Source organism: Pseudocitrobacter sp. CD920760, assembly GCF_057782505.1.
The window spans coordinates 2,447,431-2,463,256 of record NZ_CM173490.1; the positions used below are offsets into that span (position 1 = coordinate 2,447,431).

The following is a 15,826-nucleotide window of genomic DNA, read 5'->3' on the forward strand; positions in this document are numbered from 1 at the left end:
ACCAGAATGTCGGCCTGATGAATGCGTTTATTTTACTTCAACCACATTCAGACGCAGCTCATCAAGCTGTGCATCGTCCTCTTCAGGCTGCCAACCCGCCGGTTGTAACGGCATCTCTTCGCGGTCAAACGCCAGATCGCCACCGTTAACCACTTCAGAACCGTGCGTAATTCCTTTGAAATCGAACAGTTCGGTGTCGCACAGATGCGACGGCACCACGTTTTGCATGGCGCTGAACATGGTCTCAATACGGCCCGGATAACGCTTATCCCAGTCGCGCAGCATATCGCCGATAACCTGACGTTGCAGGTTGGGCTGTGAGCCGCACAGGTTGCAAGGGATTATCGGGAAGGCTTTGGCTTCAGAGAAGCGCTCAATGTCCTTCTCGCGGCAGTAGGCCAGCGGACGGATGACAATATGTTTGCCATCGTCGCTCATCAGTTTCGGCGGCATCCCTTTCATTTTCCCGCCGTAGAACATGTTCAGGAACAGAGTCTGTAAGATATCGTCACGGTGATGGCCGAGGGCGATTTTGGTCGCACCCAGTTCAGTCGCCGTACGGTAAAGGATCCCGCGACGCAGACGTGAGCAGAGTGAGCAGGTGGTTTTGCCTTCCGGGATCTTCTCTTTCACGATGCCGTAGGTATTTTCTTCAACAATCTTGTACTCGACGCCCAGTGTCTCCAGATACTCCGGCAAAATGTGCTCCGGGAATCCTGGTTGCTTCTGGTCGAGGTTTACCGCCACCAGGCTAAAGCTAATCGGTGCGCTTTGTTGCAGATTGCGCAGAATTTCCAGCATGGTATAGCTGTCTTTGCCGCCGGAGAGGCAAACCATAATGCGGTCGCCATCTTCAATCATGTTGTAGTCAGCAATGGCTTCACCGACGTTACGACGCAGGCGCTTTTGCAATTTGTTGAGGTTGTATTGCTCTTTTTTACTAATATCTTGATTCTGTTGCATTTAATGATTACTCAAAAATCGAAAGGAGCGCGATGCATACGCGGAAACGTCCGCTAAGCATAGGCTAGCCTGAGTTAGCTTACGACTGTGTGGCGTGTATGGTACGGATTACGGCGACGAATGCCAGCATGTTTTGCAGTGGCGTTGCCTGACGGCGACAGCTCATGGGGCTGTGAATCAGCCTGCGAACCAGACCCAGGCTAATAATGATGGTGTTGGGGCGATAGTTAATCCGCAATCATGCGACAGCTTCACTCTGAGAGACGGGCGATAAAATGTTCTCACTGTGTAATAGATAATTGTCTTTTGACCAATAACTACGGGTCAGGCTGTGCAGGTCCACAACCCATTTGAACACGCCTGCATGAGCCAGCTCAGTATAAAATTGCTCATAGGTAGATTCCCCTGAGAAAATTCGTCTGGCTGCCTCACGTGTTAATTCGCTACAGGAACAACCATTTACCTTCACCAGGCGCCGATGATTTTTTAAGGAGATATACGAATCAGTACAGGTAATGAGTTTAATATTCCCCGTCGCAACAAAATAGATGTAATGAGAGATGTTGTTACGGCGTAAATCCGATGACAGAGAAATAAAGTCCAGATTATGCCTTACTCTTTCGAAAAAACCATAAAATTCATCATGTAACTCCATTTCTGCCTCGTATATTGTGTTGAGCTCTAATAATTATAATTGATATCGTAATGATCAAGTTTTAGTGTTATTTGGATTCTAATAGTCACTATCTGTTATTTTATATGGCTAGGTAAAAAGGAACAGCGTTTCAATTGTTACGGAGTATTGCTGTCATGGCCTGGACGCGGCAGAGAACAGTGCAATAAGTCTCGACATTATTGATTACTCGGGCATTTCGACTCTTCTTTTATAGAAAGTGGAGGGGACTGTTTTGTCTTGAAATGTATAGGGTTATCCTTGCAGGTAAATGTAAGGTGCGTTTTGGTTATACAGATTAAATGTTTCCTCTTTTCATTGAATATCTCAAAAATGGCTTATACTGTTACAGGCTAAGACAAAACGTTAACAGGAGAGTATGCGATGAAAAAAGTATTGTTAGGGACAATGGCTGCGTTATCTATGGTGGCATTTAGTACTTCTGCAGCAGACCTGATCTCCAAGGATGAAGCCCATCACTTTAAACTGGAATACATCGGTAACGTTTCAGTAGGCGCAACCAATGGACAGGTTTCTTCTCCGTCCGATCTGCACAAAAAACTGTCCGAGCTGGCGGATAAGAAAGGCGGAAAATATTACGTGATTATCGCGGCGCGTGAGCATGGTCCGAACTTTGAAGCCGTTGCAGAAGTCTTTAAGTAAAAGCTAAAGCATTCGTAATTGATAAGGCTCGCTTCGGCGGGTCTTTTTTGTATTTTAAGGCCATTAACGTGTTATGCGTGAAACTGGATGTTGTCGAGTGGACCGTGTCGCCGCATAATAACGCCGACCTCCGCAGGTGCGGGGTTAAGTTCGAGCTTTTACTCGTGACTGAAGGAATTGTAATGGAACGGCGTAATTTTCTAAAAAGCGCAGCCGCACTCTCCACGCTGGGTCTTGTCAGCCCGGTCTTCTCCGAAAGTAAACAGGTTGCTCAACCTGCTGTTGTCTCCTCAGGCAAAGCCCGTCGTTTCGTGATGACGCAAACCTATAGCCTGAAAGCGCCGAAAGGGTCTGAAGGGCTGGTGAATTTGTGGATCCCGGTGCCAGAAGATACCGCCTTCCAACAGTTACTCGATCTCTCCTTCAGTGGTAACTATCAGAAAGCAACGCTCAATGCCAACAACCGCTATGGCGCAAAAATGTTGTTTGTGACCTGGGCTGATTCGAAAGGTGCGCTGGATATTAAAGTCGAAATGACCATTGAAACACGCGACTGGGAAGTGCTTAAAGAGAATAAACTGGCGGACTGGCAGTTACCTGAAAGCGATGCCGTAATTCCGGATGAAATTAAACCGTTCCTGCAGCCGACAGCCCATATTCCGGTTGATGGTCTGGTGAAAGAGACCGCGCTGAAGATCATCGGTAAGGAAAAAGCACCGATAAAACAGGCTCGCCTGATTCATGACTGGGTCAGCACCCATATGCATCGTGACGATGCGGTGATTGGCTGCGGTACCGGTGACGTCGGTGAGATTCTGAAAACCAATAAACTCGGCGGAAAATGTACCGATATTAACTCCGTGTTTGTCGCGCTGTGCCGCGCGGTCGGTATTCCGGCGCGTGAGATGTTTGGTATTCGTCTGGGCTCAACCATTAAGCTTGATAGCTATTCCAAAAAAGCCTTTGGCAGCGCGGATGCTCAGGGTGTAGCGAAAGTGAGCGGGGGGCAGCACTGCCGCGCGATGTTCTGGCTGGCTGGTTTTGGTTGGGTGCCTGCGGACCCGGCGGATGTGACAAAAATGCGCCTCACCGAGAAAAAAGAAAACGGTGACCCGGCGGTGAAAGCGGTTAACGACTATCTCTTCGGCAACTGGGAGATGAACTGGGTCGGCTTTAACCACGCACGCGATTTCGCGCTGTTCCCGGCGTCTGAACAGGGTGACATTAACAACCTTGGCTACCCGTATGCGGAAGTGGACGGCGACCCGCTGAACTTCTACGATCCTGCGCTTTTCAGCTATGACTATGTCAGCGTCGAACAGCATTAAGGGCGGGCTGGTTACGCTTCTGGCGGCGGTTATCGCCGCCGGAGCGTCAACGCTGTGCTGCATCGGGCCGCTGTTGTATCTGGTATTTGGTATCTCTGCGGCGGGGCTTATCGGTATTCCTGGCGCAACCTGGTTACAGATCCCTATGTTACTGCTGTCGCTCGGTCTGATGGCGCGCGGTTTCTGGCGTTTATATCTGTCGCCGAAGCCTATCTGCGTGAACGTGGTGAGCCGTCGGGTACTGGTATGGCTGTACTGGCTGTCGGTTCCGCTGGTGCTGGCTCTGCTCACGTATCCGTACGTGTTGCCCTGGATTTGGGAGATGATGGAATGAAAAAGCTACTGTGTATCGCGCTGCTGCTGGCCGCGCCCCTGAGCTGGGCGGGTGACAAGCTGGTGACCATCGATGTCGGTGAAATGAACTGTTCGTTGTGCGTGATTTCCATAAATCAGGCGTTGCGTAGCACCGATGGTGTGATTAAAGCCAAAGCGTCGTTGAAGACGCGTCAGGCGCTGGTGACTGTTCCTGACAACTTTGATAATCAGCGACTGCTCGCGGCAATTGCGAAGACCGGTTTTAGAGGCGAAATAAACAACGTCTCTGAAGTACAATAAGGCCTGGCTGGCGAGTCGGATAAAAACGGGCTCGCCACGATTGCCCTCATTTTATTTATATCCTGAATATATTCTATTTTTGGCTGATCGGCGCCATGAGCTCTTTTAAACGTTCATAGCGTTGCTCTGGGGTTAAATAATAGACCAAAAAGGAATTTTTAATTTTTGGCTCCCGCTGCCAGAGCTTTTTCATAATCTGAAGATATGATTCAATGTTTTTCATTGTGCACCTCCTGTGGTGTGATAAAAATATAACCCACAAAAAGATGAAGAAAAACGGATGGGATGGTTTGAAGTGTTCCGGGTTTAGGAAATGCCCGCCGTTGCCAGCGGGCGATAACGCTTAGAACTGATATACCAGACCGACACCGACAACGTCATCGGTAGAAATACCGTTGTTGTTGTAGAATGCATCGTCTTCGTCCAGCAGGTTGATTTTATAATCAACGTAGGTGGACATATTTTTGTTAAAGAAGTAGGTCATACCTACTTCAGCATATTTCACCAGATCTTTATCACCCACATTTACGCCGTTTGTCGCTTGCAGATCGATACCCTTGGACATCAGGAAAGAGAGGGACGGGCGCAGGCCAAAATCGAACTGGTATTGAGCCGTCACTTCGAAGTTCTGCGTTTTGTTAGCGATAGTATTGTCGAACTCATTACCGAACGGTGTCATATTGCGCGTTTCCGCGTACATGGTTGCCAGATAGATGTTGTTAGCATCGTACTTCGCACCCAGCGTCCAGGCATCAGCTTTATCGCCGCCTGCTGTGGAGTTGTTGACCTGCTCGTTAGTACGATCAGAACTGGTGTACGCGGCACCCAGGGTGACCCCCATACCGGTGTCGTAGGTGGTCGAGAGACCGAAGCCGTCACCGTTGGAATTCTTCATGTTACGTCCGTTGCTGTTACCTGTGCCTTCCTGGTCCCAACCCTGGCTCTCATCAGATGCCTGATTTTCATTCGCACCCTGGTACTGCAGCGCAAAGTTCAGGCCATCCACCAGACCAAAGAAGTCGCTGTTGCGATAGGTTGCCACGCCGTTAGCACGGCCTGTCATAAAGTTATCTGCTTTGGTGTACGAGTCGCCGCCGAATTCCGGCAGCATATCGGTCCAGCCTTCAATGTCGTACAGGACACCATAGTTACGGCCATAATCGAAGGAACCGTACTCGCCAAACTTCAGGCCCGCGAAAGCCAGACGCGTCCATGACTGATCGCTGCTGGACTCAGTATTGTTCGCCTGGATGTTATATTCCCACTGACCGTAGCCAATCAGCGTGTCGCTAATCTGTGTTTCGCCTTTAAAACCGATACGCACATAGCTCATGTCGCCATCGCTGCTGGTATCATCAGAGAAATAATGCAGACCATCCACTTTACCGTAGAGATCTAATTTGTTGCCATCTTTGTTATAAATTTCTGCTGCGTGAGCGGCGCCTGCGCAAAGCAGTGCAGGGATGACAAGGGCCAGTACTTTTCTTTTCATTTAATTATTCCTTTAGATTGTTTTTATACACTCGATTCCCGTTAGGGAACTCACGCATGCTAATTGAGTCAAAGAAGAGATGGTAAAAAACAATTGTTACGGAATAAGTAAAATCTCAAGAATATAATTCCTGTGAAATGATGATAATTATGGTGAATATATTCAGCAAATGTATATAAAATAAAAATTATACAAAGCGATATTTTCGCAGTAAGATGCCGCCGTTATATGCCTTTATTGTCACACACTGTTTTATTGACGTGTGCCGTTTTTATTTTCGTCTTTATAAAAGACAAGCCCGAATAACAATTCGGGCTTTTTTTTTTACTGATTGAGCAACAACTTATTCTCCAGCTGTTGGTTTTTCTGCTTTCCCGGCCAGCATCGCAAGGAAGTCATAGCGTTTTTGCAGATCTTCCGCCGCATCTTTCCAGAGCTGCTCCGCCACTTCCGGTTGCTGCGTATTAAGACGGCGGAAGCGCTGTTCGTTCATCAGCGTTTCGTCCAGCGCTGCTGACGGCGGGCGAGAATCCAGCATCAGCGGGATTTTCCCTTCATCGGCACGACGCGGGTCGAAACGGAATAACGGCCAGAAGCCGGATGCGGTTAGCTGACGCATCTGATCGTGGCTGAGTGCCAGGTCGTAACCGTGCTCTTCACACGGGCTGTAGGCGATAATCAACGACGGCCCTGGATACGATTCCGCTTCCTGTATCGCTTTCACCGTCTGGTTAAGCTGCGCGCCCAGCGAAATTTGCGCCACGTACACATGTCCGTACATCATCATGCTTACGCCAAGGTCTTTGCGTGCTTTACGCTTCCCATGCTCGCCAAATTTCGTGACTGCGCCGAGCGGGGTGGCTTTCGAGGCCTGGCCGCCGGTGTTGGAGTAACATTGGGTATCCAGCACCAGAATATTGACGTTCTCGGTCAGACTCATCACGTGATCCAGACCGCCAAAGCCAATATCGTAGGCCCAGCCATCACCGCCAATCAGCCAGACCGATTTCTCGACCAGCGCATCGGCGTCCGTCAGCAGCTCGTGTGCGCCCTCGACATTTACCAGCGCCGCGCGAAGCTGTGCGACCTGTTCCCGGCGGACTTCCGGCGTGGCGTCAGCGTGCAGCGCCTCATTCAGTTCTGCCGGAATGTGTTCTGCAAAGCCGTCCAGCAGACGCATCACGCGCTGGCGATGCTGATCGACCGTCAGGCGGAAACCAAGACCGAATTCGGCGTTATCCTCAAACAGTGAGTTCGCCCATGCCGGACCGCGACCATTAATATCGGTGGTATACGGCGTAGAAGGCAGGTTCCCGCCATAAATTGAGGAACAGCCGGTGGCGTTGGCAATCAGCATGCGGTCGCCGTAAAGCTGGGTCAGTAACTTGATATACGGTGTCTCGCCGCAGCCGGAACAGGCACCAGAGTACTCGAACAGCGGGGTGATCAACTGCGAAGTACGGATATCGATACGTTCCAGTTTGCTGCGGTCGATTTCCGGCAGGCCGAGGAAGAAGTCATAGTTCACTTTCTCTTCTTCCACATGTTCCAGGCGCGACATCATATTGATGGCTTTGATGTCCGGGTTCTGTCGGTCTTTGGCCGGGCAAACTTCGACGCACAAATTACAGCCGGTGCAATCTTCCGGCGCGACCTGCAGAACATATTTCTGACCGCGCATATCGCGGGATTTCACATCCAGCGAGTGCAGAGAAGATGGGGCGTTTTCCATTGCTTCCGGGGAGACCACTTTGGCGCGGATTGCCGAGTGAGGACAGGCGGCGACACAGTGGTTGCACTGGGTACAGAGTTCCTCTTTCCAGATGGGGATCTCTTCGGCAATGTTGCGTTTTTCCCATTTAGTGGTGCCTACAGGCCAGGTACCATCCGGCGGCAGCGCAGAGACGGGCAGGGCGTCGCCCAGGCCCGCCAGCATCGCGGCGGTGACGGTTTTCACAAAATCAGGCGCAGCGTCGGAAACGACCGGTGGGCGATGCGGGCTGCTGGCAACCACAGGCTGTAGCGGTACTTCAAAAAGTAACTCGCGGGCCAGCGCCAGCGCCTGCCAGTTACGCTCAACCAGATCCTGGCCTTTGCTGCTGTAGCTTTTGGCAATCGCACCCTGCAATTCCATTAGCGCGCTATCGCCTGGCAGGATTTGCGTCAGATGGAAGAACGCCATCTGCATCACCGTGTTGATACGCGCTGCCAGGCCGCATTCACGGGCGATTTTCGCGGCGTTAATCACATAGAAACGTGCTTTTTTCTGATTCAGTACCGCCTGTACTTCCTGCGGCAGACGCGCCCATACTTCATCCGCGTGATACGGCGTATTGAGCAGGAAAATACCGCCAGGTTTGAGGCGTTCCGCCATCTGGTACTTATCAATAAACTGTAGCTGGTGGCAACCGACGAAATCGGCCTGAGCTACCAGGTATGCTGAGCGAATCGGCTCCTCGCTGACGCGCAAATGCGACACGGTCAGACCGCCGGCTTTTTTTGAGTCATAGACGAAATAACCCTGCGCAAACCACGGCGTCGAGTTACCGATAATCTTAATATTATTTTTGGTTGCAGAAACGCTGCCGTCGCTGCCGAGCCCGTAGAAGAGGGCTTCCAGCTTCGCGCGGGACGGCAGGCTGTTTTCTGGCAGCGCCAGCGACAGGTTCGTGACGTCATCATAAATGCCGACGGTGAAGCGCGGTTTCGGTTTTGCCTGCGAGAGCTCGCTAAAGATGGCCAGCACGCATTCCGGGCCGAACTCCTTCGAGGAAAGACCGTAGCGGCCACCGATGACGCGCGGCAGCGTTTCGCGCTCACCCTGATTAAAGGCTTCCGCCAGCGCGGTCATCACGTCGAGATAGAGCGGTTCGGCCTGTGCGCCGGGTTCTTTGGTGCGATCGAGCACCGCCACGCTACGTGCGCTATCCGGCAGCACCTGTAACAGATGTTGCGCCGAGAAAGGACGATACAGTCGCACTTTCAGCACGCCCACTTTTTCACCGCGCGCCAGCAGTTCATCAACCACTTCTTCGCAGGTGCCGATGGCGGAACCCATAATAACGATGACGCGTTCCGCCTGCGGGTGGCCGTAGTATTCAAACGGTTTGTAATCACGCCCGGTCACTTCGGCGAAGTCGCGCATGGTTTGCTCGACGTGCTCGTAAACAGCGTTGTACCACGGGTTAGTGGCTTCACGAGACTGGAAATAGGTGTCCGGGTTGGCGGATGTGCCACGGATAACCGGATGTTCCGGGTTCAGCGCCCGGGCGCGGTGCGCGGCAATCTCGTCTTCCGGCATCAGCCCACGAATGGTGTCGTCGGCCAGCGGCACAATCTTGTTAATTTCGTGCGACGTCCGGAAACCATCGAAGAAATGAATAAACGGAATGCGGCTCTTGAGCGTGGCGACATGGGAAATCAGCGCGAAATCCTGTGCTTCCTGTACGCTACCGGCGCACAGCATCGCGCAACCGGTCTGGCGGACGGCCATCACGTCAGAGTGATCGCCAAAAATTGAGAGCGCGTGTGTGGCCACGGTACGCGCGGCGACGTGCAGCACAAACGGCGTTAACTGACCGGCCAGTTTGTACAAGGTTGGGATCATCAGCAGTAATCCCTGCGATGACGTGAAAGAGGTGGAGAGGGCACCGGTCTGCAATGCGCCGTGCACCGCACCGATGGCCCCGGCTTCGGACTGCATCTCTACCACGCGAGGCGTATCGCCCCATACGTTTTTCAGGCCGTTGCCTGCCCAGGCATCAGCCTGTTCAGCCATCGTGGAACTGGGTGTAATGGGGTAAATCGCGATAACTTCGCTGGTGCGAAATGCCACGCTGGCGACTGCGCCATTACCATCAACTGTGATCATTGAGAACACCTTACATTGCGCAAAAAGACGCTCGGGGAAAAATCCGCGAACCTGATAAACATCATTCTGTACGTCGTAAAGCCAACAAAAATCCGCGACGTTACTGGGGATGATTTCTTATAAAGTCTAGCAAACGTCAGGCTGAATCATTTTTGCTTTTGTGTCCTTGATACGGGTCAGTGACCCGCATCAGATGATTCTGGTCATAAAAATTGACAGAAAATGTTTCTGGAGCGCATAAATGCGCGTTCCCTCTCTCGACGGGCCGGCTTGCGATGCCTATGATGCATAGGTTTGCTAATTATTTTGCTACGGAGAGAGACACATGCGAGCAGCGTTTTTCGTGGGGTGTGCTGCATTATTATTGTCAGCGTGCAGCAGTGAGCCCGTTCAGCAGGCTACCGCCGCACACGTTTCACCAGGGATGAGAGCCGCGATGTCCAATTCAGGGCAGGCTAATTGCGCCATGATTGGCGGGTCGCTTTCTGTGGCCAGACAGCTCGACGGTTCCAGTATCGGCATGTGCGCGTTACCTAACGGTAAACGTTGCAGCGAGCAATCCCTCGCCGTCGGAAGCTGTGGAAATTACTAACCCGGTTAATTCACCAGGTCAGACAGTTTATAAATCAGCGTGTGCTGCGCCGTGGCCAGGGTCAATTGCGACTCGGTCAAATCAACCTGCGCGCCTTGTGAAAGCATGGTGCTGATAGTTTTATCCAGTTCATTAAGCTGCGGGTCGGTGCAGAGCTTGCGCGTCATCGCCAGTTCTTTCACTTTCAGCTCACCGTCAGATACACGGCCCGTGCCATTGAACTGGTTACACATATTGCCGGAAACGTGTAGCTGATGAATGATACCCGTTTGCTGGCCGAAACTGAGTTCCAGCGGCGTTTTACTCTTTGCTAACGCTTTGCCATCCACGCTTTCCAGTACGAAGCGGTGGTGCTGAAGTTGTTCCGCACCCGTCGAGACTTTGCTGTTGTAGACACATCCCGCCAGCAGTGCAACGGCTGCTACCAGGCAGACCTTTCTGTTCATTAGTATCCCCGAGAGATTATTCACACAATCAATGTTTCTGGAGTGTAACTTTACAACCAACAGAGTCTGTGGGGATTATCTGAAAGTGCTTCGGGGAAATCTTATGCGGGCATCAGCATCATCTTATGCCCGCATGCAATAAATCTAGCGATCGGCGACTCTTTTTCCAAGCGTATCAAAGAGATGGAGATGGGATTCCTGCACGCAGAGCGTTAGAGTTGTGCCCGGAGTGAAGCTCAACTGCTGGAAAGATTTCAGACAAAGTGAATGTCCGTTAAGGTCCATCCACACCAGTGTGGAATCGCCCTGAAGCTCACAAAGCCGCGTTTGAGCCGTCAGGGTGAAATCACCCGACTGCTGGTACTGAATGTTTTCCGGGCGGATCGCGACGAACACTTTTTCGCCCTCGCTAACGCCGGTTAGCGGACGAGAAAGGGGGAAAGTGAGCGTGTCCGTAATCTGTAGCGCACCCTCGCGCCAGACGGCAGGCAGAATGTTGATTTTAGGCGTGCCGATAAACTCCGCGACAAACAGGTTTGCCGGATGATTGTAGAGCTCGAGTGGCGTGCCAACCTGCTCAATTTTTCCTTTATATAACACCACAATGCGGTCAGCGAGGGTCATTGCTTCAACCTGATCGTGCGTTACATAGATCATGGTGTTTTGCAGGGTATTATGCAGTTGCTGAATTTCCTGGCGCATTTCGACGCGCAGTGCGGCATCCAGGTTGGAGAGCGGTTCGTCAAACAGAAACAGCTCAGGCTGCTGGACAATCGAGCGGCCAATCGCCACGCGCTGGCGCTGGCCGCCGGACAAGTTTTGCGGCAGTCGGTCGAGCATTTCATCCAGCTTAAGCATTGCCGCCGCCTGAGTGATGCGTTTTTCAATTTCATCGGCAGGCGTGCGCAGATTACGCAAACCAAACGACAGATTTTCTTTCACCGTCATATGCGGGTATAGCGCGTATGACTGGAATACCATCGACAGATTTCGCTTTCCGGCGGCAACGTCCGTGACGTCGCGATCACCCATTTTAAGCGTACCGCCATCGGGCGACTCCAGCCCGGCGATAATGCGCAGCAGGGTCGATTTCCCGCATCCTGATGGCCCCACCAGCACGATGAACTCCCCGGAAGCGATCTCCAGCGACAGGTTCTCAATAATGGTGCTTTTATCATAAACCTTGTGAATGTTTTTCAGACTTAGCGCGGTCATAGCGGCTCCTTGTCATTTGCGTACGCGGCAATCAGGGTGAGGAGTTCGTCCGTTTTATCCGCCAGCAGGGCAGCATTGGCGCGGGTTTCCACATTCAGTCGCAGCAGCGGCTCAGTGTTGGAGGCACGCAAATTAAAGCGCCAGTCGGCGAAATCGAGACTCAGGCCGTCGCAGTCGTCGCGTTGTGCTTTTTCATGCTGATAGTGCTGCGCCACGCAGGCCATCACATGCGCGGGATCGGCAACGGTCATATTCAGTTCGCCGGAAACGGGAAAACGCGCCTGTGCCAGGGTCACTAAAGAGGAGAGAGAGCACTTACCCTGGCCGACAATTTGCAGCATCAGCACCAATGGGATCATGCCGCTGTCGCAGTAGCCAAAATCACGGAAATAGTGATGACCGCTCATTTCACCGCCGTATATTGCGTCTTCCTCACGCATCCGAGCTTTGATAAACGCATGGCCGGTTTTGCTGATAATCGGTTTCCCGCCAAACTGACTGACCCTCTCCAGCGTGTTCCAGGTCAGGCGCGGGTCCAGAAGAATGGTGCCCCCCGTGACCTGCTGGAGAAAATGCTCGGCAAATAAGCCCACGAGATAATAACTTTCAACAAATTCGCCGCACTCGTCAAAGAAGAAACAGCGATCAAAATCGCCGTCCCAGGCGACGCCAAAATCGGCGTGATGTGCAATGACCGCCTGACGGGTGGCCTGACGATTCTCTGCCAGCATCGGGTTAGGAATACCCGCCGGGAAGGTGCCATCGGGTTGATGGTGAATGCGGATAAACTCGACGTTGATGCCGCGCGATTTCAACCCGGCGTCCAGCGCATCGAGCGCCGGACCAGCAGTACCGTGCCCGGCATTCACCACAATGCGTAACGGACGAACCGGCGCATGGTGCATAAATCGCAGCAGGCAGGCGACCCACGCCGGACGATTATCATAATGAATCACCTGGCCGCGATGGACGGTGGGGGGAAATTGGTTCCGTTCGGCCAGCGCTTTCACTTCCAGCAATCCATTATCATTGCTGACCGGGCGAGCCTCTTCGCGCACCAGCTTCATGCCGTTGTAGTTGGCCGGGTTATGGCTGGCAGTGACCTGAATACCGCCATCAGCACGCAGTTCGCGGGTGGCGAAGTAAATCTCTTCGGTGCCGCTCAGGCCAATATCAATCACATCGACGCCGCTGGCGATGAGCCCGTCGATCAGCGCGCTTTTCAGCGTTTCAGAACTCAGGCGGATATCGGCACCGACAACCACCCGGCGCGGATGCAACCACGCCGCCCAGGCGCGGCCGATGCGAAAGGCGATCTCCGGGGTAAGGTTGACGCCCACTTCGCCACGAATGTCATAGGCTTTATAACAAGTTAGTTCGTCCATAATCTACTCTTCGGTTTATCTAAAATCTCAGGCCGATTCCCGGATAACGAGCTGCCTTGGCAGTTCATGGTGGGTGACGGGCCCGGTGCTCAAAAGCAGTTCTACGGCGATTTCGCCTTTGCGTTCCGCGTTCTGCGCGATGGTGGTTAGCCCTACGCCATTCACCTCAACCGCCAGGTTATCGAAGCCGGTGACGGCGACCTGTTCAGGCACCGCCAGACCGGCGCGTTGACAATAGCGAATCGCGCCGACGGCAAAGCGGTCAGAAAGGCATATCAGGACGGTGATGTCGGGATGGGCGGTGAGGAGCGCCTGTGCAGCGGTTTCACCGTGCTCTTCATCGTGGCGAGTTTCGTAGAGCCAGCAGCGCTCAACATTTACGTTATTAGCAAGAAAAGCGTCGCGACAGGCGTTGACGCGGGTCAGCATCAGGATGTTATCGCCAGTGATTGGCTCGCGAAGCGAGCGCATTCCGAGGACATTGGCCTGTGACGCGAAGGCGATAATGCCAAAGCGACGATGACCTTTGCCCAACAGATAGTGGGCGATGTCGTGCATCGCTCCCGCGTTGTCGATGGAAACGCTGCTGTAGCCCGGAAACTGGAAATCCAGCGTGACCACGCGCTGGCCGCGAGCCAGGATCTGCTGGATCACATCCGCGCTGTTATGTGTGGCATTGAGTATGTAGCCATCGACCAACGCGGTGAGCGGGGCGGTTCCGGTCTGCTGCGGTTTACGCAGGGGAATTAGCGCCAGGTTGACGTCCTGCGCTTCACAGCGCGAGGCTATCCCGCGCATCAGCGCAATATCATGGGGATCGATAAACACATAGCTCATTGAGTCATTAAAAATGACGCCAATGGTATTGGCATTCCCGGTACGCAGGGCGCGCGCCAGTTTGTCCGGCCCCTGAAAACCGATTTCACTGGCATAACGTAAAATATGTTCGCGTAATTCTGGCGACAATTTTTCCGGGTTATTCCAGGCATTAGACACGGTGGTGTGTGAGACGCCTAATGTTGCCGCCAGGGATTTAATCGTAATACGCGGCGTGGCTGTATTATTACTTGAATTTATTTTCATTTAATAATTCATATTTGTTATTTATGTATTCTTGGTGTCTATGTATTTGTCTTTTTTTTAAGATCTACAGGCGCAGAGTTTAACGTTAAACAAAAATCGTTTTGTGATTTGTTTAACGTTAAACAGAAAAACAGAGTGCTAATTTACACGCCATCAAATATCAGCTTTCAACAATTTAATTGCCCTTTCTATGGAAGAGGAGAGATAAAGTGAAGACCGCAATGATTGCTAAATTAACGGCGTCAGCGTTACTGATGCTTTCACTGTCTGGCTGCGGGCCAGATGAAAAACCAGCGGATGAAACGGCGAAAGCGCCAATTAAAATGTGGGTTGCGCCGAATGAGAATGAAGAAGCGTTCTGGAATGTGATGGTAAAAGAGTGGAATAAAGATCCCGCTCATACGCCCGTTGAATTTACAACTATTCCTGCGGCAAATAGTTCTGAAGAAGCCATAATGAATGCATTGGCTTCAGGAACGGAACCCGATTTATCCAGCAATATTTTTATCGGTTTCGCCAGCCAGCTCGATGAAATTGGCCAAACCGAAGATCTGTCAAAAATGCCGGGTTACGATGAGCTTATTAAAAATCGTCAAATGACGAATATTCTTCCGGCATGGAAACTGAACGGCAAACAGACAGTGTTGCCGATTTATGTTAACCCCATTGTCTGGTGGTGGCGCGGCGATTTGCTCAAGCAATACGGTTTTGATCATGTGCCTACGCGCTACGATGAACTCTATCAGCTGGCGGAAAAACGCGCGCAGGATAACAATGGCTACACCATCCAGCTCACCGCAGGGAAAAACTGGTGGGAGCGTTGGTTCGACCTTATCCCACTGTACTACGCGCAGAGCGGTGGCCAATCTTATATCGTTGATAATAAAACCCAGTTTAACGATCCGTCAGGGCTGGCTGTACTGACATTTATGGGGAAAGTCTTCAACAGCAAATGGAGCAGTTACGACTTCACTTCAGCGGACGATCCGCTGGCAAGTGGGCAGGTACTGGCTTCCGCACGTGGCCCGTGGGATCTCGCGCGTTACCGTAAGCAGTACCCGGAAGTGCTGAAATCTATTCAGATTGGCCCGATGCTGACGGAAAACGGTACCGCTCATCCGCACACTTTTGGTGACAGTAAAGGGATGGTTATCTTCAATTCCAGTAAGCACAAAGCCGAAGCCTGGGCATTTATGCAATGGGTGTTCAGCAATGCCGAACACGACCGTACCTGGCTTGAGCTGACCGGGATGCCGCCAGCGCGCGCTGACCTGCTCAGCAACCCAACCTTTGTCAGCTACTTTGATAAAAACCCGCTGGAAAAGGAAATTGCCTCCTGGGTTGATGTTGCGCTGCCGCCGGTTGCTACCACGCAAACTACCGAAATTCAGCGCAGCATGACGCAAATGCTGGAAGAGGTGATTTTCAATAACACCGATCCTGTTAAAGCGCTGGAAAAATCAACCCAGGAAATTAACACCCTGCTGGCTAAATAAGGGG

15 protein-coding genes are annotated in these 15,826 nt (G+C 52.0%); 6 read left to right on the plus strand and 9 right to left on the minus strand.

The genetic code is table 11. From position 1 onward, the window contains the following. Positions 1-27: 27 nt before the first annotated feature. Together ttcA and AC1MKH_RS11565 are read right to left on the minus strand one after the other, a co-directional pair. Positions 28-963 carry a tRNA 2-thiocytidine(32) synthetase TtcA gene (gene ttcA / locus AC1MKH_RS11560; protein WP_276221517.1) on the minus strand — a complete coding sequence of 312 codons (936 nt, stop codon included), beginning with the start codon at positions 961-963 and terminating at the stop codon, positions 28-30. 238 nt (positions 964-1,201) lie between these two features. After that, a complete protein-coding gene (locus tag AC1MKH_RS11565; protein ID WP_276221515.1) occupies positions 1,202-1,618 on the minus strand; it encodes a DUF1398 family protein in 417 nt (138 codons plus the stop codon). Between the two features lie 402 nt (positions 1,619-2,020). Here AC1MKH_RS11565 and AC1MKH_RS11570 point away from each other — a divergent pair, with 402 nt between their 5' ends. The 4 genes from AC1MKH_RS11570 to AC1MKH_RS11585 all read left to right on the plus strand — a co-directional run bounded on the left by AC1MKH_RS11570 (position 2,021) and on the right by AC1MKH_RS11585 (position 4,242). Further along, positions 2,021-2,299 carry a YdgH/BhsA/McbA family protein gene (locus AC1MKH_RS11570; protein ID WP_015964590.1) on the plus strand — a complete coding sequence of 93 codons (279 nt, stop codon included), beginning with the start codon at positions 2,021-2,023 and terminating at the stop codon, positions 2,297-2,299. Between the two features lie 182 nt (positions 2,300-2,481). Then, positions 2,482-3,627, plus strand: coding sequence for a transglutaminase-like domain-containing protein (locus tag AC1MKH_RS11575; protein ID WP_276221512.1), 1,146 nt, complete (start codon positions 2,482-2,484; stop codon positions 3,625-3,627). Further along, positions 3,605-3,961, plus strand: a complete 357-nt coding sequence (locus AC1MKH_RS11580; RefSeq protein ID WP_253897632.1) for a hypothetical protein — start codon at positions 3,605-3,607, stop codon at positions 3,959-3,961. Before AC1MKH_RS11575 ends, AC1MKH_RS11580 begins: the two co-directional genes overlap by 23 nt. After that, the gene (locus tag AC1MKH_RS11585) at positions 3,958-4,242 is read left to right on the plus strand and encodes a heavy-metal-associated domain-containing protein (protein WP_276221508.1); all 285 of its coding nucleotides are present in this window, start codon (positions 3,958-3,960) and stop codon (positions 4,240-4,242) included. Before AC1MKH_RS11580 ends, AC1MKH_RS11585 begins: the two co-directional genes overlap by 4 nt. A 73-nt stretch (positions 4,243-4,315) precedes the next feature. On the opposite strand, the gene AC1MKH_RS11590 is transcribed toward AC1MKH_RS11585, so the two are convergent. The 3 genes from AC1MKH_RS11590 to nifJ all read right to left on the minus strand — a co-directional run bounded on the left by AC1MKH_RS11590 (position 4,316) and on the right by nifJ (position 9,605). Next, complete coding sequence (locus tag AC1MKH_RS11590; protein ID WP_276221506.1) at positions 4,316-4,465, minus strand: hypothetical protein; 150 nt, start codon at positions 4,463-4,465, stop codon at positions 4,316-4,318. Between the two features lie 120 nt (positions 4,466-4,585). After that, entirely contained in the window at positions 4,586-5,734 is a 1,149-nt protein-coding gene (gene ompC, locus AC1MKH_RS11595) for a porin OmpC (RefSeq protein WP_276221505.1), read from the minus strand. A 343-nt stretch (positions 5,735-6,077) separates the two neighbouring features. Next, the gene (nifJ, locus tag AC1MKH_RS11600) at positions 6,078-9,605 is read right to left on the minus strand and encodes a pyruvate:ferredoxin (flavodoxin) oxidoreductase (protein WP_276221503.1); all 3,528 of its coding nucleotides are present in this window, start codon (positions 9,603-9,605) and stop codon (positions 6,078-6,080) included. A 325-nt stretch (positions 9,606-9,930) separates the two neighbouring features. Here nifJ and AC1MKH_RS11605 point away from each other — a divergent pair, with 325 nt between their 5' ends. Beyond that, positions 9,931-10,197 (plus strand): putative hemolysin, encoded by a 267-nt coding sequence (locus AC1MKH_RS11605; RefSeq protein ID WP_015964583.1) that lies wholly within the window; start codon positions 9,931-9,933, stop codon positions 10,195-10,197. A 5-nt stretch (positions 10,198-10,202) separates the two neighbouring features. On the opposite strand, the gene hslJ is transcribed toward AC1MKH_RS11605, so the two are convergent. From hslJ to AC1MKH_RS11625, 4 genes are all read right to left on the minus strand, one after another. Next, positions 10,203-10,643, minus strand: a complete 441-nt coding sequence (gene hslJ / locus AC1MKH_RS11610; protein ID WP_276221500.1) for a heat shock protein HslJ — start codon at positions 10,641-10,643, stop codon at positions 10,203-10,205. A gap of 144 nt (positions 10,644-10,787) precedes the next feature. Continuing rightward, positions 10,788-11,858 carry an ABC transporter ATP-binding protein gene (locus tag AC1MKH_RS11615; RefSeq protein WP_276221498.1) on the minus strand — a complete coding sequence of 357 codons (1,071 nt, stop codon included), beginning with the start codon at positions 11,856-11,858 and terminating at the stop codon, positions 10,788-10,790. Further along, a complete protein-coding gene (locus tag AC1MKH_RS11620; protein WP_276221496.1) occupies positions 11,855-13,243 on the minus strand; it encodes a phosphohexomutase domain-containing protein in 1,389 nt (462 codons plus the stop codon). Before AC1MKH_RS11620 ends, AC1MKH_RS11615 begins: the two co-directional genes overlap by 4 nt. A gap of 27 nt (positions 13,244-13,270) precedes the next feature. After that, on the minus strand, positions 13,271-14,326 hold the full coding sequence (locus AC1MKH_RS11625) for a LacI family DNA-binding transcriptional regulator (protein WP_276221494.1): 1,056 nt from the start codon (positions 14,324-14,326) through the stop codon (positions 13,271-13,273). A gap of 221 nt (positions 14,327-14,547) precedes the next feature. Between AC1MKH_RS11625 and AC1MKH_RS11630 the strand changes: the two genes are divergently transcribed. Continuing rightward, positions 14,548-15,822: an ABC transporter substrate-binding protein gene (locus AC1MKH_RS11630; protein ID WP_276221560.1), complete on the plus strand. Its 1,275-nt coding sequence runs from the start codon at positions 14,548-14,550 to the stop codon at positions 15,820-15,822. Positions 15,823-15,826 lie beyond the last annotated feature (4 nt).